General features: G+C 60.7%; 22 protein-coding genes and 1 pseudogene. 8 read left to right on the top strand and 15 right to left on the bottom strand.

The features are described from left to right. Positions 1-15: 15 nt before the first annotated feature. A complete protein-coding gene (minC, locus tag BMZ42_RS02210) occupies positions 16-753 on the bottom strand; it encodes a septum site-determining protein MinC (protein ID WP_091518057.1) in 738 nt (245 codons plus the stop codon). Positions 754-1116: 363 nt separating this feature from the next. Between minC and BMZ42_RS02215 the strand changes: the two genes are divergently transcribed. Both BMZ42_RS02215 and BMZ42_RS02220 read left to right on the top strand, forming a co-directional pair. Then, entirely contained in the window at positions 1117-3705 is a 2589-nt protein-coding gene (locus BMZ42_RS02215) for a DNA translocase FtsK (protein WP_091518060.1), read from the top strand. Between the two features lie 133 nt (positions 3706-3838). Then, entirely contained in the window at positions 3839-4102 is a 264-nt protein-coding gene (locus BMZ42_RS02220; RefSeq protein WP_091518425.1) for a spike base protein, RCAP_Rcc01079 family, read from the top strand. A 2-nt stretch (positions 4103-4104) separates the two neighbouring features. On the opposite strand, the gene BMZ42_RS02225 is transcribed toward BMZ42_RS02220, so the two are convergent. The 4 genes and pseudogenes from BMZ42_RS02225 to kynU all read right to left on the bottom strand — a co-directional run bounded on the left by BMZ42_RS02225 (position 4105) and on the right by kynU (position 8693). Beyond that, complete coding sequence (locus tag BMZ42_RS02225) at positions 4105-5154, bottom strand: NAD-dependent epimerase/dehydratase family protein (protein WP_091518061.1); 1050 nt, start codon at positions 5152-5154, stop codon at positions 4105-4107. Continuing rightward, positions 5151-6495 (bottom strand): annotated as a pseudogene (locus tag BMZ42_RS02230) (UDP-glucose dehydrogenase family protein). The gene BMZ42_RS02225 and the pseudogene BMZ42_RS02230 overlap by 4 nt, the downstream one beginning before the upstream one ends. Before the next feature lie 14 nt (positions 6496-6509). After that, on the bottom strand, positions 6510-7094 hold the full coding sequence (locus BMZ42_RS02235) for a sugar transferase (RefSeq protein ID WP_175556607.1): 585 nt from the start codon (positions 7092-7094) through the stop codon (positions 6510-6512). Between the two features lie 351 nt (positions 7095-7445). Next, the gene (gene kynU, locus BMZ42_RS02240) at positions 7446-8693 is read right to left on the bottom strand and encodes a kynureninase (protein WP_091518065.1); all 1248 of its coding nucleotides are present in this window, start codon (positions 8691-8693) and stop codon (positions 7446-7448) included. Between the two features lie 281 nt (positions 8694-8974). Here kynU and BMZ42_RS02245 point away from each other — a divergent pair, with 281 nt between their 5' ends. Beyond that, positions 8975-9571 (top strand): IMPACT family protein, encoded by a 597-nt coding sequence (locus tag BMZ42_RS02245; RefSeq protein WP_091518428.1) that lies wholly within the window; start codon positions 8975-8977, stop codon positions 9569-9571. Here the strand turns inward: BMZ42_RS02245 and BMZ42_RS02250 are convergent. Further along, positions 9555-13001 carry an indolepyruvate ferredoxin oxidoreductase family protein gene (locus BMZ42_RS02250; protein ID WP_091518068.1) on the bottom strand — a complete coding sequence of 1149 codons (3447 nt, stop codon included), beginning with the start codon at positions 12999-13001 and terminating at the stop codon, positions 9555-9557. The genes BMZ42_RS02245 and BMZ42_RS02250 overlap by 17 nt on opposite strands. Before the next feature lie 151 nt (positions 13002-13152). Here BMZ42_RS02250 and BMZ42_RS02255 point away from each other — a divergent pair, with 151 nt between their 5' ends. After that, positions 13153-13611: an Lrp/AsnC family transcriptional regulator gene (locus BMZ42_RS02255; RefSeq protein WP_091518070.1), complete on the top strand. Its 459-nt coding sequence runs from the start codon at positions 13153-13155 to the stop codon at positions 13609-13611. Positions 13612-13617: 6 nt separating this feature from the next. Here the strand turns inward: BMZ42_RS02255 and scpB are convergent, their stop codons facing one another. The 3 genes from scpB to BMZ42_RS02270 form a co-directional block, all read right to left on the bottom strand. Beyond that, positions 13618-14283 (bottom strand): SMC-Scp complex subunit ScpB, encoded by a 666-nt coding sequence (gene scpB, locus BMZ42_RS02260; RefSeq protein WP_091518074.1) that lies wholly within the window; start codon positions 14281-14283, stop codon positions 13618-13620. Positions 14284-14285: 2 nt separating this feature from the next. Further along, positions 14286-15173, bottom strand: coding sequence for a DUF1403 family protein (locus BMZ42_RS02265; protein ID WP_244523122.1), 888 nt, complete (start codon positions 15171-15173; stop codon positions 14286-14288). Positions 15174-15313: 140 nt separating this feature from the next. Then, positions 15314-15769 carry an Lrp/AsnC family transcriptional regulator gene (locus tag BMZ42_RS02270; protein WP_091518431.1) on the bottom strand — a complete coding sequence of 152 codons (456 nt, stop codon included), beginning with the start codon at positions 15767-15769 and terminating at the stop codon, positions 15314-15316. A gap of 142 nt (positions 15770-15911) precedes the next feature. On the opposite strand from BMZ42_RS02270, the gene alr reads away from it, so the two are divergent. Further along, entirely contained in the window at positions 15912-17042 is a 1131-nt protein-coding gene (alr, locus tag BMZ42_RS02275; protein WP_244523123.1) for an alanine racemase, read from the top strand. A 26-nt stretch (positions 17043-17068) separates the two neighbouring features. Then, positions 17069-18319 carry a D-amino acid dehydrogenase gene (locus BMZ42_RS02280; protein ID WP_091518081.1) on the top strand — a complete coding sequence of 417 codons (1251 nt, stop codon included), beginning with the start codon at positions 17069-17071 and terminating at the stop codon, positions 18317-18319. An 11-nt stretch (positions 18320-18330) separates the two neighbouring features. Here BMZ42_RS02280 and BMZ42_RS02285 read toward each other — a convergent pair whose 3' ends face one another. From BMZ42_RS02285 to hutI, 6 genes are all read right to left on the bottom strand, one after another. Beyond that, complete coding sequence (locus tag BMZ42_RS02285; RefSeq protein WP_175556608.1) at positions 18331-18735, bottom strand: VOC family protein; 405 nt, start codon at positions 18733-18735, stop codon at positions 18331-18333. A gap of 79 nt (positions 18736-18814) precedes the next feature. After that, complete coding sequence (locus tag BMZ42_RS02290; protein ID WP_175556609.1) at positions 18815-19384, bottom strand: HutD/Ves family protein; 570 nt, start codon at positions 19382-19384, stop codon at positions 18815-18817. A gap of 1 nt (position 19385) precedes the next feature. Continuing rightward, entirely contained in the window at positions 19386-21059 is a 1674-nt protein-coding gene (gene hutU / locus BMZ42_RS02295) for a urocanate hydratase (RefSeq protein ID WP_091518088.1), read from the bottom strand. 14 nt (positions 21060-21073) lie between these two features. After that, a complete protein-coding gene (hutG, locus tag BMZ42_RS02300; protein ID WP_091518091.1) occupies positions 21074-21877 on the bottom strand; it encodes an N-formylglutamate deformylase in 804 nt (267 codons plus the stop codon). Positions 21878-21879: 2 nt separating this feature from the next. Then, positions 21880-23415, bottom strand: coding sequence for a histidine ammonia-lyase (gene hutH / locus BMZ42_RS02305; RefSeq protein WP_091518093.1), 1536 nt, complete (start codon positions 23413-23415; stop codon positions 21880-21882). A gap of 14 nt (positions 23416-23429) precedes the next feature. Next, positions 23430-24620 carry an imidazolonepropionase gene (gene hutI, locus BMZ42_RS02310; protein WP_244523134.1) on the bottom strand — a complete coding sequence of 397 codons (1191 nt, stop codon included), beginning with the start codon at positions 24618-24620 and terminating at the stop codon, positions 23430-23432. A 145-nt stretch (positions 24621-24765) separates the two neighbouring features. Between hutI and BMZ42_RS02315 the strand changes: the two genes are divergently transcribed. Beyond that, positions 24766-26109 carry a formimidoylglutamate deiminase gene (locus BMZ42_RS02315; RefSeq protein ID WP_091518096.1) on the top strand — a complete coding sequence of 448 codons (1344 nt, stop codon included), beginning with the start codon at positions 24766-24768 and terminating at the stop codon, positions 26107-26109. 42 nt (positions 26110-26151) lie between these two features. Next, positions 26152-26916: a histidine utilization repressor gene (gene hutC, locus BMZ42_RS02320; RefSeq protein WP_244523124.1), complete on the top strand. Its 765-nt coding sequence runs from the start codon at positions 26152-26154 to the stop codon at positions 26914-26916. The last annotated feature ends 7 nt before the right edge of the window (positions 26917-26923 follow it).

The following is a 26923-nucleotide window of genomic DNA, read 5'->3' on the forward strand; positions in this document are numbered from 1 at the left end:
GCGCGTGAGCCCGGCTCAGCCAAGTTGTTCCGCTTCAATCTTGTCGCCCTCAAGCCACATCTGCACTGCGCGCCCCCGCAGCCCTGGGTCCAGGTCCTCAGCAGTCTTGTAAAAACCGTCGATTGCAATCAGCTCGGCTTCGAGCTTGCTGCAGAAAATCCGGGCCGAAGAATTCCCCATCGTGCCCGCCATAACCCGTCCGCGAAGCGTGCCATAGACGTGGATCGAACCGCCCGCCACGATCTCCGCCCCGGAAGCGACCGACCCGACAACGGTCACGTCGCCCTCCGTAAAGATCAGCGACTGGCCCGACCGCACCGGCTGCGTCACAACCATCGACGGGACGGGCTGTCCGCGTTCGACTGCCACGGGCGTCTCGTCGACCGTCGCGGCAGCAGGCTCCTGCCCTTCCTTCACCGCTGGCGCTTCGAAATCGGCGGCCGGCCGGCCATCGAACATCGCAGGCGGCAAATCGGCATCGAGCAAGGATGCCCTTGCGCCTTCCAGGCCCATGATCCGAACGTTGCGCTTTGACAGTTCGTCCACCAACCCGCGCAGTTGCGCACGGTCGATGTTCAGTCCCTCGAGATTCAGAACGGCCGGCTTGCGCAGAAAGAAACCAGCAGAGCGCGCTGCCAGATCATCCAGTCCTGCAAGCCACTCGTTGAAGGGCAATTCCGGGGTGAGTGACAGGGCAAGGAATGAGCGACCCTTCAGACGGATCGGCCGGGGTTGACTTAACACTTCGGTCATCTTTGTTAATTTTTGGTTGTCCAGCTTTAGGGGTGAAATGGTTAACAAGTAGTTAACAGACCCAGCCTCGAACGCCCCAAAGGGACGGCATTAATAAAAAGTGAACAGGCTAAGCCACGGATTTCCGGTTCGATTTTCCGATGACCTCGAATCGCGGCGCTTGCCGGCGCTGCGCGCGGCGAGCGTCGAATCAGAGCCTTCGATCCGGCTGACACGGCCAGCTGCCCCTGTGTCGAAAGAGCCGCATATCTCATGGCATCAGCCCGGCATGGTGGATAATCACTTACCATCGTCTCGCATTTGAAGGACCTGTTAACCAACGCTTCCTATTGCTGGGTGGTCGTCAATTTGTGAGTCTTGAGTATGTCATCCACGCGTCTCTCCCAGACAAATTTTCAGGGCACTGCTTCCCAGGATCATGGTTCGGACACGTCTGCACCAGAGCAGAAGCCTCTCACCCGTCATGGTAGTGACCATTCCGTGCGCAGCTATCTTGAGGCGGTGAGAGCTGCCGAGGCGGCACTCGCACGCCCTGCCCCCCAGGCCGCTGCCCGCGCGCCAGCAGACGATGACGAAGCGAATCGGCCTGCGTGGCAGAACCATTTCTATATGGCTCCGAATGTACGGTTTACGCGCACACCGGAAGCCGATATCCGCAAGCAGCGTGGTGAGGACGAACGTCCTGCGACCCCGCCTGCAAAGCCCCAGACACCGGCAATCACAGCCGCGCCGGCTGCTCCCGCAAACACAGTGCCAAGCCCCGAAGCCCTGGCCGCACCAACGCCGATCGCACCGAAGATCACGCCGGTTGCAGCCCCCATCGCGCGCCCGACTGTTCCGGCAACTGCGACCGTGACGGCTCCGCAGCTGCAAAGCGTGCGGCCAGCACCGGTCCGTCCCGTCGCACCGGTGATTGCGGCACCCGTTGTCGCTACGCCAGAACAGGTCAAGCAGCCTGTGCGGATCGGGAAATGGAGCCACCTGTCCGACCATGCCTTCTTCGAATTCGGTCCTGGCATTCTTGACGGCGTCGAGCCCGCGCCTCGCGTGCAGACACCGATTGCTCCCGCTGCCAACATCAAGCCGGAAGCGGTCGTCGCTTCGCCGGTAGAGGCGATCGCAGCGAAACCGGCTCCGCAGCCGGTCGACATAACGACACTCTACCGGATCATCGAATGCGCCGCCGCTCAGGTGCCCTTTGCCGCTCCGAGTGAAGAAAAGCCCGTCGAGGCAGAGGCGACGCAGGACGTTGCAGCGCCGCAAGTTGCAGAGGCGCCCTCCGCGCCAGCCGTTGAAGCGACCGCGACGTCGCCGTCCGCGTCGGGCCGTCGAATTGACGTCACCCCACCCGTTCTGCGGGCGCCATCCTTGCCGATGACAGCGCCACTGCCGCTTGCTTCCTCCGATTGCTATGAGTTGCCCACGGCGGAGTTTCTTCAACTTCCACCGGAAAGCCAGGGCTTCTACATGTCGCAGGAGCGACTGGAGCAGAATGCCGACCTGCTCGAAGGCGTTCTGGAAGATTTCGGCGTGCGTGGAGAAATCATCCACGTTCGGCCCGGACCGGTGGTGACGCTCTACGAATTCGAGCCTGCACCCGGCGTCAAATCCAGCCGGGTCATCAATCTGGCGGATGACATCGCGCGTTCAATGTCGGCCATTTCGGCGCGTGTCGCCGTGGTGCCCGGTCGCAATGTGATCGGCATCGAGCTGCCCAACGAGACGCGTGAAACAGTCTATTTCCGCGAACTGATCGAATCTGACGGCTATCGCGACAGCAACTACAAATTGGCGCTTTGCCTCGGCAAGACCATCGGTGGCGAGTCGGTCATCGCGGAACTCGCCAAGATGCCGCATCTGCTGGTTGCCGGTACCACCGGCTCGGGCAAATCCGTCGCGATCAACACGATGATTCTGTCACTGCTCTATCGGCTGAAGCCGGAAGAGTGCCGCCTGATCATGGTCGATCCGAAGATGCTAGAATTGTCGATCTATGATGGCATTCCACACCTTCTCACCCCGGTCGTGACCGACCCGAAGAAGGCGGTAACAGCGCTCAAATGGGCCGTCCGGGAAATGGAAGACCGCTATCGCAAGATGGCAAGGCTCGGCGTGCGCAACATCGACGGTTACAACCAGCGCGCTGCGGCAGCGCGTGAGAAGGGCGAAACGGTCGTGATGCAGGTCGAGACCGGCTTCGATCGCTCGACTGGCCAGCCGACCTTCGAGGAACAGGAGATCGACCTGTCGCCGATGCCGTATATCGTCATCATCGTCGACGAGATGGCTGACCTGATGATGGTGGCCGGAAAAGAGATCGAAGGGGCGATCCAGCGTCTGGCGCAGATGGCACGCGCGGCGGGCATCCACCTGATCATGGCGACGCAGCGGCCCTCGGTCGACGTGATCACCGGCACGATCAAGGCCAATTTCCCGACGCGCATCTCTTTCGCGGTCACTTCCAAGATCGACAGCCGCACCATCCTGGGCGAACAGGGCGCTGAGCAATTGCTGGGTCAGGGCGACATGCTGCACACGGCTGGCGGCGGCAGGATTGCACGCGTCCACGGCCCCTTCGTCTCTGACGAAGAAGTCGAGCAGGTCGTGGCTTTCCTGAAAACCCAGGGACGCCCGGAATATCTCGATAACGTCACCGCCGATGAGGAGGAAGAGGTCCAGGAGATCGACGAAAGCCCGGTTTTCGACAAAAGCTCCATGGGCGCTGAAGAGGGCGACGGCCTGTTCGAGGAAGCGGTGAAAGTCGTCATGCGCGACAAGAAGTGCTCCACCTCCTACATCCAGCGTCGCCTCGGCGTCGGCTACAACAGGGCTGCGTCGCTGGTCGAGCGCATGGAGCAGGAAGGCCTCGTTGGCGCACCAAACCATGTCGGCAAGCGAGAAATCCTGATGGGTCGTCGCGACGCCCCAACGGATGTTATTTCCGCCGAGTAGTGCATTTGGATTCGCGTTTCTACGCAGTTGCAAACGCAAAGCGTCTCTTCCCCGCGGCACAGCTGGTTTCATCCACCTGTGCCGCAACTCACTTAGGCTTGAGCCGAATTGAGATATTATGGGAAGCAAAGCCATGCATGACCGCTACACGACATTCGCGAGAGGCCTGGAATCGCCGGTGATCGACGGGTTTGAGATCATCCCCGACGACGATGCCGATCTGCCAGAAATGACGCGGGCCATCTATGTCGGTGGCTCTGGCAGCCTGTCCGTAACGCTCGCCTCCGGCACGACAGTTACGCTTGAAGGCGTGGCCAGCGGGACAATATTGCCGCTTCGAGCCTGTCGGCTATTGGCGACCGGCACCACCGCAGCGCATATTGTCGGTCTCGTCTGAGTTCAGCATGTCTCCGGAACGGTGGGCACTGCATTGCGTGCCCACCGATATCCCTCATCATGGTACCAGCTGACAAATTCGCGCACGATTTCCTCAAAGCCGGTTGCAGGCATGATCCCCGTGAGTGCGTGCAACAATCTCGAGCACGCCCGCGTTTCAACCGCTTCGCCAAGATGATCGGAACGAAAGCGTCTAGTGATGTTGCATCTGGTCAGACGCTCCACCGTGTCGACCATCTCCAGGACGCTCACTTGATTTCCACCGGCAATATTGACGGCACGCCACGGTGCCACCGGCGACAGCGAATCCACCACACCATGTGAGGACATCGGGGCGCCGGCACGCGGCACAACCGACACGAGGCGCGTCATCGCCTCGACAAGGTCGCCCACATAAGTCACTTCACGCAGCATCCCTCCCATGCCGTAAATCTCCACCGTACGACCGCGCACAGCCGCGTCAACGAACCGGTACAACGCCATGTCCGGGCGTCCCCATGGGCCGTAAACGGTGAAGAAGCGGATGCAGGTCGTCGGAATTTCCCACAGATGAGCATAGGCATGGCTCATCCCCTCACATGCTTTCTTGGTTGCAGCATAGATCGACAAGGGGAAGTCGCTTCGTTGCCCTTCTTCGAAAGGAAAGACTTCATTTCCGCCGTAAATGGACGAAGTGGAGGCCAGTAAAAGGTGTTGAGGTCGATATTTGCGCGCAATTTCCAACAGTTGATGCGTGCCCAGAATGTTCGCTGAAACATAGGTATCTGGATGAGCAAGGCTGTGTCGCACACCAGCCTGCGCCGCCAGATGAAAGATAACCTCCGGAGCGAATGCGGCAACCAAAGCCTCCAGCTCTGGACGGTCCTGCAACATCACCGGCGCAAACTCGTAGCGATCATAGGCCTGCAACATTGCATTTCGGCGGCGCTTCAGGCCCACATCATAGTAGTCCGTCATGCCGTCAACGCCGAGAACGGCATGGCCGTCGTCGAGCAGGCGGCGCGCCAGATGAAATCCAATGAAGCCCGCCGCCCCGGTCACCAGGAACCTCATTCGGCCGCGTCCAGCTGTCGCCGTTCTTTTGCCGGAAGACCACGCCCGATGCCCGAATAGACAAATCCCGCCCGCTCCGCCTCTTCGGCGGCAAAAAGGTTGCGCAAATCGACGAGTAGGGCGCTGCGCATCGATGCTCCAAGGCGCGCGAGATCGAGCAAACGGAACTCGTTCCATCCCGTCACCACCACCGCACAGTCAGAATCTCTCACCGCGGCGTAGGCATCTGCGGCGAATTCGACATCGCTGACAAGTTTTCGGGCAGAGGGCATGCCCACCGGATCGTAAACGCGAACGCGCGCCCCGAAATCCAGTAATGTCCGGATGATCGCCAGTGAGGGTGCTTCACGCATATCATCGGTGCCGGCCTTGAACGTCAGTCCCAGCACGGCAATCGTCTTGCCACGGACCGACCCGCCACAGGCCGCAATCACCCGCCGTCCCATCGCACGCTTTCGCGCTTCGTTTACCGCAACCGTCGCCTCGACGAGCCGCAACGACACATCATGGTCCTGCGCAGTCTTCAACAGCGCGAGCGTATCCTTCGGCAGGCAACTGCCCCCGAAACCCGGCCCCGGCTCCAGATAATCCGGGCCGATCCGAGGGTCGAGGCCAATAGCTTTGGCTACATCCAGAACATCCCCACCGGCCTTCTCGCACAGATCGGCAATCTCGTTGATGAAGCTGACCTTCATCGCCAGATATGCGTTCGACGCGCATTTGATCACCTCGGCGGTGCGCCGCCCCGTGAACAAGACCTGCTCGTCGCGCAACTGAAGCGGCGCGTAGACCTTGTCCATCACCACGCGCGCGCGCATGTCCTCCGCCCCAATCACGATCCGGTCCGGGTGTCTGAAGTCTTCGACTGCTGCGCCCTCCCGCAGAAATTCGGGATTGGACACAACGCAAAACTCTGCGCCCGGATTGACCCGCGCGACGATGCGCTCGACCTCATCGCCTGTTCCGACAGGCACTGTCGATTTGGTCACGATGACGGTAAAGCCACGCAACGCGGCGGCGATCATCTCAGCAGCACGATAGACGTAAGCCAGATCGGCATGTCCGTCGCCACGACGCGATGGAGTCCCCCACCGCGATGAACACCACATCGGCGTTCGCCACCGAACCGGCAAGATCTTTGGAGAACTGCAAGCGGCCTGCCACCCTGTTTTTCGCGGCAAGCAGGCCAAGACCCGGCTCATGGATCGGAATGATCCCGTCACCAAGCAATGCAATTCGTGCTGCATCTTGATCAACGCAGGTCACAAAGTGCCCCATCTCGGCAAGGCACACACCGCTGACCAGGCCGACATATCCCGTGCCGACAATCGCAATGCGCAATCCGCCCGACATCATCAGATCCCGGAACCCGACAGGATCTCCTGTCGAACCGTACGAGCGAGGATGACCAGGTCCAGCCATAGCGAGAAATTCTGGATATAGGCCATGTCATGATCGATGCGCATATGCGCCAGGCGCGCATCGTCAGTGCGCCCCCGCAGGCCATTGACCTGTGCCCAGCCGGTTATTCCGGGTTTCATCAGGCGATGGCGTTTGCTGTAGTAAGGCACGAGCTGGTCGTAACTCACGCCGCCCGCCAGCATCCCGAAAGCATGCGGCCGTGGTCCGACAAGCGACATTTCCCCCTTCAAGACACAGAGCAGCTGCGGCAATTCATCGATACTTCTGCGGCGCAATCCGCGACCAAGCGGCGTGACGCGAAAATCATCCGCAGTGGCCTGCTGGCGCCCGCCATGATCTGAAAAGCACGCATACATCGAGCGGAATTTGGCCACTTCAAACGGCCGTCCACGCAGCCCCTCACGCCATTGCCAAAACAGGGCCGGACCTGCGCTTTCCGCTTTGATGCGCACCATGATGAAAAGAAAAAACGGCGCCAGCAGCAGCAAGGCGCAGAGGCTGACCGCAATATCCAGCATCCGCTTCAGCGCCAATCTCAACCTGAAGCTGTGGCTGAACTCTGGGACAAGAGGAACATCTGCCAAAAGGACGAGCGAAAGACCTGACTGATGCGTTACGCGGAAATCTGGTGCCGCGCTCAGCCTTGTCGCACCATCACCAGCGCGAACAAAAGGATGAATAGCAGAGATACCAGAAACAGCCCCACGCTGAACCATGTCACGCCGGTTACTACCGCCCCAGATTTAACCCCGAAGTAACCTTAGGTAAGCACTCTGTTAACCTTTTGTCATCAGCAAAATATTAACCAACAAAAGCAACGGCCGCCCAAGCGGCGGCCGTGACTGGATCAGCTTTTTGTTACCGCACCGTCAGGTGACCGCAGTCCGCACTGCATAGCGCGGGTCCTTCCAGACCTCGGTACGCAGCACGTCCGCCAGAACTGAAGCAGCGTCCCAGACATCACGATATCCAATGTAGAGCGGTGTGAACCCGAAACGCAGGGTCGAGGGCGCGCGGAAATCACCGATCACCTTGCGATCGATCAGCGCCTGCATCACTTCAAACGCGTTGGCATGTCGAAACGCAACCTGGCTGCCGCGACAGTCGCTGTCGCGAGGACTTTCCAGTGTCAGCCCAAGCCCGGCACATTTTTCCTCGACAAGCTGGATGAACAATTCAGTCAGTTCCACGCTCTTTTTGCGGACGGCTTCAAGATCGACATCTTCCCAGATATCTAGAGCCCCCTTCAGCGCACGCATCGACAGGATGCACTGGGTGCCGCACTGGAAGCGGCGGATGCCGGCGTCCGGCGCAAAGCCCGGCTCCATCGCGAAGGGGCGTGCATGCGCCCACCATCCGCTCAGAGGCTGGGTGGCCTTGCCGAGATGGCGTTGAGCGACATAGATGAACGCGGGAGCACCGGGACCGCCATTCAGATATTTGTAGGTACAGCCGACAGCGAAATCCGCCTGGGCAGAATCGAGAGCAATCGGCATCGCTCCGGCCGTATGACAAAGATCCCACACGACAAGCGCACCGGCCTCGTGCGCGCGCCGCGTCACCGCCGCCATGTCGCGTAACTTGCCGGTCTTGTAGTTCACATGATTGACGAGGACGACGGCGACGCTTTGGTCGATAAGCTCTTCCAGTGCGGGCCCACCCGCCTCTTCCAGACGCAGGGACGCGCCGGGCATGGTCGAAACGACACCTTCAGCCATGTACAGATCGGTCGGGAAGCTGCTGCTTTCCGCAACGATCACCTTGCGGTCCGGCCGCAGGCTGAGCGCTGCATGAAGCGCCTTGTAGACATTGATCGATGTCGTGTCCGCAACCACCACCTGACCTGCCGCCGCTCCTACCAGCCGTCCGATCCGATCGCCAAGCACGACCGGCAAGTCGAACCAGCCCGCAGTGTTCCAGCTTCGGATCAAGTCGTCCGCCCATTCCACTTTGGCGGCATGCTCAAGTTCGGCAAGCACCGATGGCGATGCTGCGCCAAGCGAATTGCCGTCGAGATAGATTGTCCCCTCCGGGAGCATGAAGCGCTGGCGGAACGGCCGCAGCGGGTCACTCGCGTCACGGGCATCAATCGCGGCAAGGTCAAGCATCGCAGACATATTGGTCATCCTCAGACATCGGTGGCAATGCGGCAGCAGATTGGCCGCCTTACCTTTCTATTGCACATCAAGTACGGACGCACGAATAATATTTTATTCTTAAACTAAATTTGGACGGCACCACACGGCCAGTGTTCCTCATCATGGATGGGCAGGGACGAAAGCCGGGCTGACACTTGATGCAAGCGGAAAACCGCCGTCCGAAGCTTATTTCTGGTGACCACATTGCGAGACGAACGGGCACAGACTTGGCACTGCGCCGGGACGTGGTAAACGACGGCATGGTCGCGCTCAGAACTCTCATCAACGTCGAAACCGCTCGACAGGAAATCAAGAAGAGCCGTTTCGTTGCTGTCGCGGGCGCGGTATCCACCGAGGCGGAAGCGAAAGCCTTCATTGCCTCGCATTCGGACCCGTCAGCCAACCACAATTGCTGGGCCTGGCGTATCGGGCAGAATTATCGTTTCAATGACGATGGTGAACCAAGCGGAACCGCCGGCAAGCCAATCTTGCAAGCCATCGACGGGCAATCGCTGGATGCGGTCGCTGTCGTTGTAACCCGCTGGTTCGGCGGCGTCCTGCTTGGCAGCGGCGGCCTGATCCGCGCCTATGGGGGCACCGCCGCTCAATGTCTGCGAGAAGCCGAGACTGAACCTCTGATCGCCCGAGTCAGCGCCTTTGCCGAGTGCGGCTTCAGCGATCTTGCACTCGTCCAGTCGCGACTTGCCGCCCTTTCAACGGTCGAGATCATCGATCAGGCATTTACCGGCAATGGCGCAACCCTCGATCTATTGGTTCATGAAGGGCATCTGGTGGAAGTGGATCAGTTCATCGCCGATCTGACCAGCGGCAAGGTTCGCGTCACGCAGCGGCTGTAACCCTTACCCAATCGAGCTCTTCCAGACGCGCCGCAACTTCGGCCTGCACTTTGCGAACCGCTTCCTCCTTCACCGGACCATAGCCACGGATCTGCATCGGCGCGTTCGCAATAGCGGCAAGTTTGCCACGATCCTGAATGTCCAGCTTCGACAATATCTCTTCGATCAATCCTTCGTACCAAGCAATCAAGCCCCGCTCCATGCGCCGCTCTGCGGTGTAGCCGAAGACGTCAAGCGCGGTTCCTCGCAGTCGCTTCATCCGCGCCAGAACATGAAACGGCGTGCGGATCCAGCTCCCGAATTCGCGCTTGCGCGGACGTCCTCTTGCATCTTGTCCCGCAGACAGAAGCGGCGGCGCAAGGTGGTAGCGCACGCGGAAATCGCCTTCGAACTTTTGCTTCAGCTCGTCGTGAAAGCCGGTTTGCGTATGCAGGCGCGCGACTTCATATTCATCCTTGTAGGACATCAGCTTGAAGAGCGAACGGGCCACGGCATCCGTCACGATTTCCGTTCCGTAGGCGCTTTCCGCAATGCGCACCCTGTCGACCGCGCGCCGATAGCGTGCGGCCCACGCCTTGTTCTGATAGTCGACCAGAAACGCCTCTCTCCGCGCGATGACCTCGTCAAGCGTTTCAGGCGCTGCGGACACATCCGCCTCGCCTCCGATTTCTCTTTCATGCGTCAGACGCCCGACCGCCAGAGCAGCCAGATTCTTTTCGATTTCCACCCCATTGAGCTGCACAGCTCGGTGAAGAGCGTCGAGCGAGACAGGCACCAGTCCCGCCTGCCACGCAAAGCCAAGCATGATCATGTTGGCATAGACGGCATCGCCAAAATGCAGCTCCGACAGTGCATTTGCGTCAAGTGTCTGCAGATCGCGCTCGCCGACAACCCGCCCAATGGCCGCGAGGCGCCGCGGCGCGGCAAGCTCGGCATCGCGATGCCGCACGAGATCACCCGTGGGCATTTCCGCCGTATTGACGACACATCTCGTGCCTGACCGATATGCAGAGGATGCCTTGGGGGAAGAGGATACCACCAGATCACAGCCGATCAGGGCATCGGCGGAGCCTTCATCAATACGCACCTGATTGATGTCGTCAGGCGATGCACCGATCCGCAGATAGCTCAGAACCGGGCCAAATTTCTGCGCAAAGCCGGTAAAGTCGAGAACCGAGACGCCCTTGCCTTCCAGATGCGCTGCCATTGCAATGACGGCACCAACGGTGATGACGCCGGTGCCGCCGACGCCCGTGACGAGAAGATCGTAGGGCCTTTCCAGATCCCTGAAGGGGATCGTTGGCAGCTGGCGCGCATGTTCGATCAAGGCCGCTGTCGGCGTCTCTTTCTTGCGACGCGTAGCCCCCTCCACGGTGACGAAGGAGGGGCAAAAACCGTTCAGGCAAGAAAAGTCCTTGTTGCAGCTCGACAAGTTGATCTGCCGCTTGCGCCCGAAAGGTGTTTCCTTCGGCTCGACCGAAAGACAATTGGATTCCACCGAACAGTCGCCGCACCCCTCGCAGACCAGATCGTTGATGACCGCAAAACGGCCCGGATCCTCGAGCGTGCCACGCTTGCGTCGACGACGCTTCTCCGTTGCGCAAGTCTGCTCATAGATGAGCACAGAAACACCCGCGACATCGCGCAACTCGCGCTGGACCGCATCCAGATCATCGCGGCGATTGAGCGTTGTGCCCGCTGGAAAATCCGCAAGCGAGAATTTGGACGGTTCGTCTGAAACGAGCGCAATCCGTTCGACGCCCTCGGCCCGCACCGCATGTGCGATCGCCTGCACGCTGACCGGTCCGTCGACCGGCTGGCCGCCGGTCATCGCCACCGCGTCATTATAGAGAATCTTGTAGGTTATGTTGGTTCGGGCCGCGACCGCCTGGCGGATCGCCATCGAGCCGGAATGATACCACGTGCCTTCGCCGAGATTCTGGAAAATATGGCCACGCCCGGTGAAAAGTGAGGACGCAGCCCAATTCACCCCCTCGCCGCCCATCTGGATCAGAGAGCTTGTCTCCCGATCCATCCAGCTCGCCATGAAATGGCAACCGATGCCGGCCAGCGCCTTGGATCCTTCTGGAACCTTGGTCGACGTATTATGCGGACAGCCAGAACAAAAATACGGGGTACGCGTCGCGCCGGGAATCTGGATGAGACGTTCAGCATCAGGAAAGAGTGCGTGCACGCGCGCTGGCAGATCGAGCTGCGGGAATAGGCGTGCCAACCTTTTCGCGATCAGCGGTGCGAGCAAGCGGGGCGACAATTCGCCCGTCCAGGGCACCAGACGCTGACCCGCCTCATCATTCTTGCCGACCATCACCCGCGGCTTGTGGCCGGGATAGTCGTAAAAATATTCTTTCAGCTGGCTTTCAACGATGCCGCGCTTCTCTTCAACGACCAGAACCTCGACTTTCTCCCGCACGAAATTGAGCGCATCGCGGCGGGCAAGTGGCCAGACCATGCCGACCTTGTAGATATCAAGGCCGATGCGGCGGCACTCGCGCTCGTCCAGGCCAAGCAGGCGCAGCGCCTCCATCGTATCGAGATGAGCCTTTCCGGTGGTGACGATGCCATAGCTTGCATCGGGCAGATCGTAGATCTTGCGATCAATCGGGTTTGCCTCGACGAAAGCCCGCACTGCGTGTTTCTTGGCTTCAAGCCGCTCTTCGATCTGCGGCCCCGGAAGGTCCGGCCAGCGATAGTGCAATCCGCCGGGCGGTGGCGTGAAATCTGGCGGGAGGAATTGGCGCGGCGCAGACAATTTCACCGAGGCACCCGATTCCACCGCCTCGGAAATCGCCTTGAAACCAATCCACATCCCCGAATATCGCGACAATGCGTAGCCAAATTCGGCAAAGGGCAGATATTCCGCGACTGACGACGGGCTCAGCGTCGGCATGAGCCAGGCCATGAACGCAACATCGGACTGGTGAGACATGGAGGATGAGACGCAGCCGTGATCGTCGCCCGCGACGACCAGCACGCCGCCATGCGCAGATGAGCCATAGGCATTGCCATGCTTCAATGCATCCCCGGCCCGGTCGACCCCCGGTCCCTTGCCGTACCAGAGACCGAAAACAGCCTCCACCGTCCGGTCCGGGTTGGTCTCGACCTGCTGGGATCCCAGCACGGCCGTGGCTGCCAGATCTTCATTGACCGCCGGCAAGAATTCGATGTTGTTCTCGCGCAGCAAGGCTGACGCGCGCCACATCTCCAGATCGACGGAGCCAAGCGGCGAGCCGCGATAACCCGACACGAAACCCGCCGTGTTCAACCCGCTTGAGCGATCGCGACGCGCCTGATCCAGAACCGCGCGCACGAGCGCCTGTGTGCCAGTGAGAAATACACGCCCCTCGCCCAGCGTGTAGCGATCCTCCAGCCGATAATCCGCCAGGTCAGGGCTCTTTGCGACGTGAAGCATGACGAACCTCCCTCGTCTGTTCAGGTCCGTTCAGATTACGTCAGCCTCGCCGGCGAAACTCACCAGAATTCCCGATATTTCGAGTTCATATGGAGATTCATTCCGAAAAGATGCATTATTGTGGCAATTTCATTCAATACGGATCTTTTCCATGGACATCACGGAAGCAGACAAGCGGCTTCTCCGGCAACTTCAAAGAAACTCTCAAATCTCCAATCAGGAGCTTGCGGAGAGCGTCGGCATGTCGGCGTCAGCCTGCTGGCGCAGGATCAAGACGTTCGAGGAAAACGGTGTCATCGTCGAATATCCGGCGGTTCTGGACACCGCAAAGGCGGGGTTCCAGTTCGAGGCAATCGTCCATGTCAGCCTCGCACGCCACGAACTCACGCCCGTCGAAGCCTTCATCGAAAAAGTCGCCTCGCGACCGGAAGTGGTCGAGTGCTTTTCAACGACGGGCGAGGCTGACTACCATTTGCGCGTGGTGTGCCGCGACAAGGAAGCCTACAACATGTTTCTCGAGGAATTCATGTTCAAGCTGCCGGGCATTGCGCATGTGCGCACGAACCTTGTCCTCAAGGTCATCAAGCTCACCAGCCAATTGCCGCTCTGAAAATGATCAGTCGAGATCAGGGTCGTCGCCCATGCGCGGGATGGCAGCAGGATCGTCTTTTCGCAGACCGGGCTCGTCCAGCAGGCCGGCATCCTCCATCATCTCGATCGCCGGAAGATCACCAAGGGTCTGGAGGCTGAAATACTCCAGAAAACGCCTGGTGGTGACATAGGAGTACGGTGCGCCCGGCCGCGGGGCACGCGGACCCGCCGCGATGAGAGCCTGGTCCCGCAATTGGGCAATGATATCCCGGCTGACATCGCGCCCGGTGATTTCAGACAATGCAGCGCGCGTCACCGGCTGGTGATAGGCGATCGCCGCCAGCACAAGCATTTCCGTCGCGCTCAGCTTTGCTGCCGACTTCTTGCGCGCCGCAGCAGCGTGCAGCACATCTGCATGTCGCGGTCGCGTCCGAAACTGCCAACCACCGCCAACGAAGACGATTTCGTATGGCCTTGCCGCAAGTTCGGCGCTGATATCGTCGATCAGAAGATCAAGGTTGCAGTCACGACCGACCACCCGCCGCAGGACTTCAAGCGAAACCGGCTCGGCGGCAGCAAACAGGACGGCCTCGACCCGGCTCATCCACTCCCGCCATCGTGACTGCGCGGGAAGGTCTGCCAGTTCTGTATCAAACAGCGACGACTGCGGAATATGCGCACGTTTGGCCATGGCTATAGACCATAGAGCCTGAAAGTGTCGCGACCCGACAATTCGCGCACCGCGCCCAGCTGAAGCAGACGGTCAAACAATCTCCTGCTGGCCCAGCGTGACAATGTGCTGGTGGTGAGCGATCCGGAGACGGAATCATCGCCCAGCAACTGCGCGATCACCAAGGGGGCCGATTTCGAACGCAATTTCGGTTCTGCCGACAGCAGTTTCTCAGCCTGTGCCGCCAACTCCTCTCCAAGCGTGCAGGCGTGAGCGCCAGCAAGCACCGATGCAACAAGAAGCGCGCGGCGGAACTGCGCACTGCCCGGTCTGGCACGCTGGCGCTCCTCACCGAGACGCAACATTGGCGCATGGATCTGCGTCGCAAAAAACGGCACATAGACCGGCCAGCGCATCCGCATCGACAATGCGCAATCTGCAACCCACCACGCCAACAATTCCGCTTTGGGGTCGATCTTCACGACCAGTTCGGCAGCATCGGCCGCAACCAGCGGCGCCGGCAGTCCGAAGTCTACCAATTCAGTGAGCCTCTCTCCCAACTCACCGAAATCGGCAAGCCAGGAAATGCCCAATTGTGCGGTTACCTTCTGCATCAATTGGGCGTCAGGGGGGCTCGAGCGCGCTGCCAGCCGTCGCCAGGCGTGGAAGATTTCTCCGGCAGGCCCCAACGCATCATTGGCTTGCCGCAGGTGCCAGGCGTCCCGCAGGTCGGGCTCCTCTTCCCGGCGGCCGGCAAGTCTTGACGCTTGCGCCGCAGCCTTCAACGCAAGGCGATGACGCCACGCACCAAGCCAGATCGCATCGGTTCGCACCAGTTGATCAACGGCAGTGAGAGCTGCCCCGGCAGCATAGGCGGCATCAATGTCAGATGCGTCCGTTCCACGCAGCATCGCCCAGGCAGGCACCTTGGGCAAAGGCGCAGCCGGCCGACGCAACGAATCAGGTTTCTTCCCCATGAAGGCAAACTAGTGCAACGGTGCGCCTTCCACCACAAACCCTCACCAAACCGCACAACTTCATGTCAGAGGTATCACCGCCGCCTAGAAGCCAGCACATTGCGGATCGAGAAGCTTGAGTGAATGCGCAGAACGCCGGGCATCGCGGAGAGTATCTCCTTGTGAATGCGCTCAAAGTCCCCCGCAGTCGCGACCTCGACACGCAGAAGATAGTCAGCGCCGCCGGTCATCAGAAAACACTCCCGGATTTCCGGGTATTTTCGAACCGCTGCTTCAAAGCGGTCGAGATATTCTTCCGTCTGCCGCTCCAGCGTGATGTTGATGATGACAGCAATCATCGCTTCCGCCTTGGAGGAATCGACGATGGCCGTGTAGCCACGAATGATACCGGCTTCTTCCATCAGCTTCACACGCCGCAAACAGGCAGAAGGCGACAGTCCGACCTCTTCTGCCAGCCTGGCATTCGTCATGCGCCCGTCGAGCCGAAGTAGCCTGACAATTTCACGGTCCGTACGATCATATGTTGGCATGGCAGAATATTCGTTCCATTGATTGAATATGCGGAAAATCATCTTTCCGCGCACGTCTCTTTCATCTCACAGTAAGAAATTTCACCGAAAATTCAATATGATCTTGCCCAGAGGGAACATCCGGCCGATCACGGAGATTGAAGTGAACATAGGGCTGCGCCAGAAACACATCGTCGCTGACGAGAGCGAGGTTGCAGCGTCCGGCTACCTGGCGATCGACCTTGCAGCGCTTCAGCGCAATTATGAACGGATTGCTGCGCAGGCAGCACCGGCGCGCGCCGCCGCCGTCGTCAAGGCAAATGCGTATGGATTGGGCGCATTGCAGATCTCTCGTGCGCTTCTTACCCAAGGATGCCGCGATTTTTTCGTCGCAGAATTCGTTGAAGCAATGGAGCTTCACGCTGACCTGCCCGGCGCAACGCTTTATGTTCTGAACGGCCTTCAACCCGGAAACGAGGTGATGTGCGCGCAAGCAAACATTGTCCCGGTGGCCAATTCGCTCGAACAGTTGAAGCGCTGGCATGCCACGGCAGTTAAACTCGGCAGGAAACTCCCTGTCATCCTTCAGTTCGACACCGGCATGAGCAGGCTTGGCATCCCGCCTGAAGACAGACCGGAAGCAAAAGCGCTTGCAGCCGAGAGCGAGAGTCTCGACCTTCTTTATGTCATGAGCCATCTGGCTTCAGCCGACGACAATGAAAGCGATCAGAATCCGGCCCAGCTTGTCGAAATGCAGCAGGTCTCGGAGGAATTTTCAGGCATGTCTGTCTGCTTCGCCAATTCCGGCGGCGTATTCCTTGGCACGCAATACCACGCAGATCTGGTGCGCCCAGGCATTGCCCTTTATGGCGGCGCGCCCACGGGCGGGCGTCAGAACCCGATGGAGCCCGTGGTGAAACTGGACGTCGCGGTTGTGCAGACACGGACGGTCCCGCCCGGCGCGGCCATCGGTTACAGCAGCAGCTTCATTGCGGCATCTCAGATGCGCCTGGCTACACTGGCCATTGGCTATGCGGATGGGTTGCCCCGAAGCCTCAGCAACCGCGGTGCATTCTACCATGGGGGCGTGCGCCTTCCGATCGTCGGCAGAGTGTCGATGGACAGCACCATCGTCGATGTCTCGGCGCTGGCGCCGGATGCGCTGCAACTTGGCAGTCTGGTCGAAGTTATCGGGCAACACCAGACGATCGACGACATCGCCAGCGCAGCCGATACCATTTCATACGAAATCCTAACACGTCTCGGCACGCGCTACCGGCGCACCTACTGCTGAACAATTCGGACCCAGGGGCAACCAACATGAAAGTCATCGTTCTCGGGGCAGGCATCATCGGTGTCACCACCGCCTATCAGCTTGCAAAGGCGGGACATGAGGTCACCGTCATCGACCGGCAGCCCGGACCGGCGCTGGAAACCAGCTTTGCCAATGCAGGCGAAGTCTCGTTCGGCTACTGCTCGCCCTGGGCTGCACCGGGCATTCCAATGAAGGCGCTGAAATGGGTGTTCATGGAACACGCTCCGCTGATCCTGCGTCCAAAGCTCGACTGGACGATGATCTCGTGGATGCTCCGGATGCTGTCCAACTGCACGTCATCGCGCTACGCCATCAACAAGAGCCGAATGCTGCAACTGGCCGATTACAGCCGAACCGCCTTTGCCGATCTGCGGGCCGAGACCGGGATTGACTACGACCACCGGATGCAAGGCACGCTGCAATTGTTCCGCACCCAGCAGCAGCTGGATGCATCAGGCAAGGACGTCAAGGCGCTCGCAGCGGACGGTATCCCCTATGAGGTGCTGGACCGCGACGCTTGCCTGGCGGTCGAGCCAGCTCTGCGCCATGTCTCGGATAAATTCGTCGGCGGTCTTCTGACGCCGAAAGACGAGACCGGCGACTGCTTCAAGTTCACCAATTCGCTGGCGGAAAAGGCCGCAGCTCTGGGCGTAAAGTTCCGCTATAATACCGGCGTCAACGGCCTGGATATCGAGGGCGGCAAGGTTCGCGGAGTTATCTGCGAACAGGAACGGATTGCAGCCGACAAGGTGGTTGTCGCACTCGGCAGCTACACTCCGCTGCTGCTGAAGCGCTATGGCATCGCTCTGCCGGTCTATCCGGTGAAGGGCTATTCGCTCACGCTCCCAATCGTCGATGCCTCCCGCGCACCTGAATCGACGGTCATGGACGAAACCTACAAGATCGCGATCACCCGTCTCGGCGACCGGATCAGGGTGGGCGGAATGGCAGAAATCTCAGGCTATACGAACGATCTGGGACAAGCCCGCAAGCGGACGCTCGCTCATTCGGTGACAGATCTGTTTCCGGGCGGCGATATGGACCAGGCCACGTTCTGGTCAGGTCTGCGCCCGATGACGCCGGACGGGACGCCGGTGATCGGCCCGACCAAGATCGACGGGCTTTATCTCAACACCGGCCATGGCACCCTGGGCTGGACCATGAGCACCGGATCCGCGCTCGTGATCAGCGATCTCGTCAGTGGACGCAAGCCGCAGATCGACGCGACAGATCTTGCCGTCAGCCGCTACGGTTGACGGCAAGGCCGTCAGCTCGGCAATTGCATCAGTTCGATGCGAACATCCTCGGGTGTCGCGACAAATGCGATGAGGGTGCCGTCGGCGAGCTCGGCCTGCTCGCCGATCAAGGTCGCGCCATGAGCGCAAGCCTTCTCGATCAGTTTCTCAAGGTTGTCGGTGACAATAGCGAAATGCTCGAGGCCCAGCGTCAGTTCGGTCTGGCCCTTTGGCAATTTCAAACCCGGCGCAGGATTTGAGAAGATCAGCAACGGGCCGTCCTTGCCACCCAGCGCACAGCGAATGAGCCGCTCTCCCGACGGGCGCGTTGCATCCATCACGACCGAAGCGCCGAACACCTGCCCATACCATGCGGCAGCGGCCTGAGGATCGTCGCACTTGATGTGGATGTGATGGATGAAATTTGGATTGGGCATGGCTGATTCCATAGAGGTCGCTGCAATCTGCGGCGGTCATGCTTTCATCCGAAAATGTACTTTCGCCGCTCTGTCGGGCTTACGCCACAGCCCACAGCTCAATGTCAAGCATCGACACCGAAACCGGGCCAAGAGTAAAGCTCTCCCCATCCTCGATCATCAGGCAGTCGAATGGACCGAACCTCACTTCTTCGGTTTGCGTCATGATGCTGCCCGCAGATGCCGGAACGAGAAACCGGATCGACTTTGCCGTGATTTTGCTCTCCGCCTCAAACACACGGCGCTCCATCCGGTGCGCAAAGCGACCGCGCCGCGTCATGACGTTGAGATCCATCGTGCCGCCATTCACATTGCGGCTGGAGATCTGCCATTCGCCCGGAAACGGGAAAGGTGTTCCGCCGGGCGAAAGCAGGTGTTCGCTCTCGTCCGGCAGATCAAGGATAAGCCCTGCGCCTTCAAGCAGTGCGATGGTCCGGTCGATGCCCGGAAAGAGCGAAAACGGACCATCCGCGCCGACATGGGCGATGCTGATGCGCCAGTCGAACGCATCAACAGTGCTGCCTTCAGGAAAGGTCAGGACCTCTTCGGTGAGGCCCTGTCCGTTCTTCCATGGCATTTGCCGGTAGCCGGCGCGGCGCAGGATCTGCATCTCAGTTGCCGAGGATGCCGGGCAAGCGAAGGCCCTTTTCCCTGGCGACGTCGAGCGCGATGTCGTAGCCGGCATCGGCGTGACGCATGACGCCGGTGGCGGGATCGTTCCACAAGACGCGCTCAATGCGGCGGGCCGCGTCGTCGGTGCCGTCACAGCAGATCACCATGCCGGAGTGCTGCGAGAAACCCATGCCGACACCGCCGCCATGGTGCAACGACACCCATGTCGCGCCCGACGCGGTGTTGAGAAGCGCGTTGAGCAACGGCCAGTCGGACACGGCGTCCGAACCGTCCTTCATCGCTTCGGTCTCGCGATTTGGCGAGGCGACCGACCCTGAATCAAGATGGTCGCGGCCAATGACGATTGGCGCCTTGAGCTCGCCGTTTCTGACCATCTCGTTGAAGGCAAGGCCGAGGCGGTGGCGATCGCCAAGCCCGACCCAGCAGATGCGCGCCGGCAGGCCCTGGAACGAGATGCGCTCGCGTGCCATGTCGAGCCAGTTGTGCAGGTGTTTGTTGTCGGGCAGCAGCTCCTTCACCTTGGCATCGGTCTTGTAAATATCCTCCGGATCACCCGACAGGGCCGCCCAGCGGAACGGGCCGATGCCACGGCAGAACAGCGGGCGGATATAGGCCGGAACGAAGCCGGGGAACGCGAAGGCGTTTTCAAGCCCTTCCTCAAGCGCGACCTGACGGATGTTGTTGCCGTAATCGAGGGTCGGAACGCCCATGTCCCAGAAGTCGACCATCGCCTGCACATGCACCTTCATTGATGCGCGCGCGGCCTTCTCGACGCCCTTCGGATCGCTCTCCTGCTTGGCGCGCCATTCGGCAACGGTCCAACCCTGCGGCAGATAGCCGTGGACAGGGTCATGGGCCGAGGTCTGATCGGTGACGATGTCAGGCTTGACGCCACGGCGAACGAGTTCCGGGAAAATGTCGGCGGCATTGGCGATGAGCGCAATGGACTTTGCTTCGCCAGCCTTGGTCCACTCCTCGATCCGCGCCAGCGCTTCGTCGAGGCTGTGGGTCTTTTCATCGACATAGCGGGTGCGGAGACGGAAATCGGCGCGGGTTTCGTCGCACTCGACCGCAAGGCAGCAGGCACCGGCCATGACCGCAGCAAGTGGCTGCGCGCCGCCCATGCCGCCGAGGCCGCCGGTCAGGATCCACTTACCCTTGAGGTTGCCGCCATAGTGCTGGCGACCGGCTTCGACGAAGGTTTCGTAGGTGCCCTGCACGATGCCCTGCGCGCCGATATAGATCCACGACCCCGCGGTCATCTGGCCGTACATGGCCAGACCCTTCTTATCGAGCTCGTTGAAATGGTCCCAGGTTGCCCAATGCGGCACGAGATTGGAATTGGCGATCAGGACGCGCGGGGCGTCCTTGTGGGTGCGGAAAACGCCGACCGGCTTGCCGGACTGGACCAGCAGGGTCTCTTCCTCGGTGAGCGTCTTCAGGCTCGCGACGATCTGGTCGAAGTCTGCCCAGGTGCGCGCGGCGCGGCCAATGCCGCCATAGACGACCAGCTCGTTTGGACGCTCGGCGACATCCGGGTCGAGATTATTCATCAGCATGCGCAGCGGCGCTTCGGTCATCCAGCTCTTGGCGGTGAGCTCGTTGCCGCGTGGGGCGCGAATTTCGCGTTCATTGTGACGGGGATTGGTCATATCGATCTGTCTCCTCAGCGTTTCAGGCCGAGCGCGATGGTCTCGATGCGCTCAAGTAACTGTTTCAGGTGGATGCGCAGGCGGTCGGCTTTCGCCGCGTCATAGGCAAAGGGCGGGGCTTCGGTGGCGAGATGGTTGATCTGCGCGAGTTCCATCTGGATGGCGTGGACGCCGGTCCCCGGCTTGCCGTAGTGCCGCGTCGTCCAGCCACCACGAAAGCGGCCGTTGAGCACCGACGAATAGCCATCAGCTGCCGCTGTGACATCGACCACAGCCTGCTCGATGGCCGGATCGCAGGTCATGCCACCGTCGGTGCCGATGTTGAAATCGGGCAGTCGGCCCTCAAACAGGAACGGGATCAGCGAGCGGATCGAATGGCAGTCATAGAGCACAGCAACGCCATGTTCGGCGCGCACACGCTCGATCTCCGCCTCAAGGGTAGCATGATACGGGCGGTGAAAATTGTCGCGGCGAAGTGCGATGTCGGCCTCGGACGGCTCTTCGCCGTCCTTCCAGATCGGATTGCCGTCAAAGTCGCTGGTGGGGACCAGACCGGTGGTGTTCTGGCCGGGGTAGAGGCTGACACCGGATGGGTCGCGGTTGGCGTCGATGACATAGCGATGAAACGTGGCTCGCACGGTCGTCGCATTGGGCAAGAGGCCGGCATAGAGCTGGTGAATGTGCCAATCGGTGTCTGCGAGCAGACGGCCATTGTCGTTGAGACGGTCCCAGATATCGGCGGGAACGTTGGTTCCGGTGTGCGGAAATGCGAGAATGACCGGCGACGACCCACGCGAGATTTCGTAAAGATCGCTCATCCTCAGGCTTCCAGCGCCGGCAGGATGTTGGCGGATACGGAACCAACCAGCGCGCCATCTGCGATGAGACGGGTCGCGGCTTCAAGGTCGTTGGCCATGTAGCGATCTTCCTCAAGCGATGGCACCACATTGCGCACGCAGGCAATCGCCTTCTGCAGTTCGGCGCTGGTGATCAGCGGTGCGCGCAGTTCGACGCCCAGCGCACCGGCCAGCGCCTCGATGCCGATGATGGCGAACAGATTTTCGGTCATCTGCAACAGGCGGCGCGCACCGTGGCAGGCCATCGACACATGGTCTTCCTGATTGGCCGAAGTGGGCGTCGAATCGACCGATGCGGGGTGCGACATCTGCTTGTTTTCGCTCATCAGCGCGGCAGACGTGACCTCGGCGATCATCAGGCCGGAGTTAAGGCCGGGCTTCTTCGCAAGGAACGGCGGCAGTCCGTAGGACAGCGCCGGGTCGACCAGAAGCGCGATACGGCGCTGCGCGATGGCACCGATCTCGCAGACGGCAAGCGCGATCTGGTCAGCGGCAAAGGCGACTGGCTCCGCGTGGAAATTTCCTCCCGAAACGACGCTGTCATCGGACAGGACGAGCGGATTATCGGTCACCGCGTTGGCTTCTATCTCCAGCGTGCGTGCAACTTGACGCAGCAGGTCGAGACAGGCGCCGTCGACCTGCGGCTGGCAGCGGATGCAGTACGGATCCTGAACGCGCTCGTCGCCCTCGATATGGCTTTCGCGGATCACCGAGCCGTCAAGCAATGCGCGCAGCGCGGCAGCCGTGTCGATCTGGCCGCGATGACCGCGCAGCGTGTGAATGTCTTCCACGAACGGCGCGGACGAGCCCATCGCCGCGTCGGTCGAAAGCGCGCCAGTGATGAGGGCCGCCTGCGCCGCCCTATGGGCACGGAAGAGACCGGCCAGTGCAAGCGCAGTGGATGCCTGCGTGCCGTTGATCAGCGCCAAGCCTTCCTTGGCAGCGAGCACGACTGGCGACAGACCGGCGCGGGAAAGCGCATCGGCACCCGGCAGGCGCTCGCCGTTGAAGAAGGCTTCGCCTTCGCCCATCATCACGGCGGCAAAATGCGCCAGTGGGGCAAGGTCGCCCGACGCACCGACAGAACCCTTTTCGGGGATCACCGGGAGGACGTTCTTTTCCAGCATCGCTTCGATAAGACGGACCAGTTCGAGCCGCACGCCGGACGCGCCGCGGCCGAGCGAAACGAGCTTCAGCGCCATGATCAGGCGCACGACATTGTCGGGCATCGGTGCGCCAACGCCGCAGCAATGCGACAGGATGAGGTTGCGCTGCAGCGTCGCTGTATCGGCACTGTCGATCTTGATCGAGGCGAGTTTGCCGAAGCCGGTATTGACGCCATAGACGGGAGCATTCCCGGCAGCGATGGCGGCGATGCGCGCAGCCGCGCGTTCGATGCCAGCATCAAAGCTGCGGTCGAGCACGGCATTGGTGCCGTTCCAATAGATGTCGGCGAGCTGCGAAAGCGGGACAGAACCGGGATGGAGCGTAATGGTCATGAGAATGTTCCAGACTAGGCGGTGATATGGGTGCGGCCGGCGCGAACGCGCGCGTGCAGCGGATTGAATCCGAAGCGGTAGACGAGTTCGGCGGGTTCGCTGATCGACCAGAGAGCGAAATCGGCGTCCTTGCCGGCTTCCAACGTGCCGATGCGGTCGAGCTTGCCCAGCGCCCGGGCGGCCTCGCGGGTAGTCCCGGCGATGCACTCCTCGACCGTCATGGCAAACAGCGTCGCGCCCATATTCATGGTCAGGAGCAGCGAGGTCAGCGGCGAGGTGCCGGGATTGTTGTCGGTGGCAAGCGCCATATGCGTGCCGTGCTTGCGGAAGAGCTCGACCGGCGGCTTCTTCGTCTCGCGGATGAAGTAGAATGCGCCCGGAAGCAGCACGGCGACCGTGCCTGCCTTGGCCATCGCCGCAGCGCCAGCATCGTCGGTATATTCGAGATGATCGGCGGACAGAGCGCCGTAGCCGGCGGCAAGCGCTGCGCCGTGGAGGTTGGAAAGCTGGTCGGCGTGCAGCTTGACAGGCAAGCCTAGACGCTGCGCGGCGTCGAAGACGAGCTTCATCTCGTCGGGCGAAAAGGCGATGCCCTCGCAAAAGCCGTCTACCGCATCAATAAGGCCTTCGGCGTGACCGGCTTCAAGACCGGGCAGCACAACCTCGCGGATGAAATCGACATTGCGGCCCTTGTACTCGGCGGGCGTTGCGTGGGCGCCAAGATAGGTGGTGGTGATCGCGACATCGCGTGCATCGGCCAGCTGGCGTGCCGCGCGCAACATCTTCAACTCGTCCGCGACAGTGAGGCCGTAGCCGGACTTGATCTCAACCGTGGTGACGCCCTCGCCGATCAGCGCATCCAGCCGTGGCAGGGTTTCTGCCACAAGATCGGCTTCGGAGGCTTCACGAACATTGCGAACGGACGAGACGATGCCACCGCCAGCACGCGCAATCTCCTCATAGGAAGCGCCTGCGAGCCGCATCTCGAATTCACGGGCGCGGTTGCCGGCATGGACGAGATGGGTGTGGCAGTCGACGAGACCGGGCGTGATCCAGCGCCCCTCGCAATCCGTCGTCGTCGCGCCGGACAGTTCTGATGACGGCAGATCAGCGGCAGGGCCCGCGAAGACGATCTTTCCCTCACGCACGGCAATCGCAGCGCTCTCGACAAGCCCAAGGCCCTGCGAGGCAGGATCGAGCGTCATGAGACGCGCGTTGGTCCAGATCTGATCGCCCTTTGCCACTGCTACCTCCCGACAAGCCGTTGCGTCTGCGACGTTAATATGTATATACTTAATCAAATGGCTCGCGGGCCAAAATGTCAAGCCCGATTGCGGAGGAGATTTGCTGATGGCTGCGATTCACGCTGAAAACGCGCTGTTGCCCGAGGGGCTGGCCCGTGATGTGCGCATCGTTTTTTCAGCGACAGGCATCGAAAGCGTCACGCCGGGAGCGACGGCGCAGGCGGGCGACGAGCGCCATTCTTTCGTGGTGCCGACAATGGCGAACTTGCACAGCCATGCATTTCAAAGGGCGATGGCGGGGCTCGCCGAAACCCGCGGCCCTGCGGAAGACAGTTTCTGGAGCTGGCGCACTGAGATGTATCGTCTGGCGCTGTCGATGAGCCCAGACGATGTGCAGGCGGTCGCGGCGCAGCTCTACATGGAGATGCTGGAAGCAGGATTTTGCCGCGTCGGCGAGTTTCACTATCTCCACCACGACAAGGACGGCGCGCCTTACGCCGATCCTGCCGAGATGGCGGTGCGCATCGCGGCTGCGAGCGTTGAAACCGGCATCTCGCTGACCTTGCTTCCAGTGTTTTACGCGCATTCGGGTTTTGGCGGGGCTGCACCGATCGAAGGACAGCGGCGTTTCATTCATGATCTCGACGGGTTTGCGCGGCTGATCGAGCGCTCCTCCGAGATTTTCTCCGATGTTTCAGGCTCGGTATTGGGCGTCGCTCCGCACAGCCTTCGTGCGGTGACGCCGCAGGAACTGGATACCGTAACGCAGCTGCTTCCGAACAAGCCGGTGCATATTCATGTCGCCGAGCAGATCAAGGAAGTTGAGGACTGCGTTGCATGGTCGGGCAAGCGCCCGGTGGAATGGCTGCTCGACAACGCTGACGTCAACGAGCACTGGTGCCTGATCCACGCCACGCATATGAGCGACGATGAAACAACAGGGATGGCGCGAAGCGGTGCCATCGCCGGTCTCTGTCCGATCACGGAAGCGAATCTTGGCGACGGTGTCTTCAATGCGCCTGGCTTCATCGCCAATGGCGGTCGCTTTGGCGTGGGATCGGACAGCAATATTCTGATCTCTTTGCCGGAAGAGCTGCGGACGCTGGAATATTCGCAGCGTCTCTTGCGCCGCTCGCGCAATGTCGTCGCCGAGCCCGGCCAGTCGACTGGCGTCTCGCTCTATCAACATGCGCTGGCAGGGGGCGCGCAGGCCACAGGCGCGGTCGGCGGCATCCTCGCGGGCGCACCCGCCGACCTCCTGGCACTCGACACCTCACCGGCTGCATATCTTCCCGCACACAAGGTGCTCGACCATTTCGTCTTTGCCCGCGATATCGGCGTTGATTGTGTCTGGGTGCGCGGCAGGAAACTGGTCGAAAGCGGGCGACACCGCGACCATGATCGGATCTCCGCGCGTTTCCGCAAGACAATGTCACACCTTGCCGACTAGCGCTGCGCAGGACATAAGTCGCCGATGCGCGATGAGAAATCTGTGACTAGACCCGGCCAGACGACGACGCTTCACCAGACGATACTGCGAGAGATCGAAGGAAAGATCGTGTCCGGCGAATGGCCTCCCGGACATCGCTTGCCGTTCGAGGTCAATCTTGCCGAGCAATATGGCTGCTCGCGCATGACTGTGAACAAGGTGATGACCCAATTGGCCAAAGCTGGCCTGATCGAACGTCATCGCAAGGCAGGAAGCTTTGTCACGGCACCTCGCGCGCAATCCGCGATCCTGGAAATTCACGATGTCGAGGGCGAGGTCCGATCTCTCGGCCTGCCCTATGCCTATGTCCTGAAAGCTCAGTCGCAAGGCAAAACGACTGCCGACGAGCGACTGCAGATGGAAATCGCGCGCGGCACTCTCCTGCGCAGGATCGTCGCCGTACATATGGGCGGCGGAAAACCCTTCTGTCTGGAAGAGCGGCTGATCAACACGACCGTTGTGGCCGAAGCTGCCGATGTCGATTTTGAGCAAACACCGCCCGGCCCATGGCTGATCGCCCAAGTGCCATGGACAACGGCTGAGCATCGCATCAGCGCCATCAGTGCCTCAAGAGAAACTGCAAGGCTGCTCGACAAGCCGGCGGGAACCAGTTGTCTCGTCATTGAACGCAGAACCTGGAGTATGACGGGTGCGGTAACCTTTGTGCGCTTCACCTACCCCGGCGAGCTTCACACGCTGGTGGCGCGTTTCACGCCTGCCCAAAGTGCGAATTCGGACGGAAGCAACCAAGCGCTCGACCGCGCCTGAGCGGTCA

The organism is Aquamicrobium aerolatum DSM 21857 (genome assembly GCF_900113935.1).
Taxonomy (GTDB): Bacteria; Pseudomonadota; Alphaproteobacteria; order Rhizobiales; family Rhizobiaceae; genus Aerobium; species Aerobium aerolatum.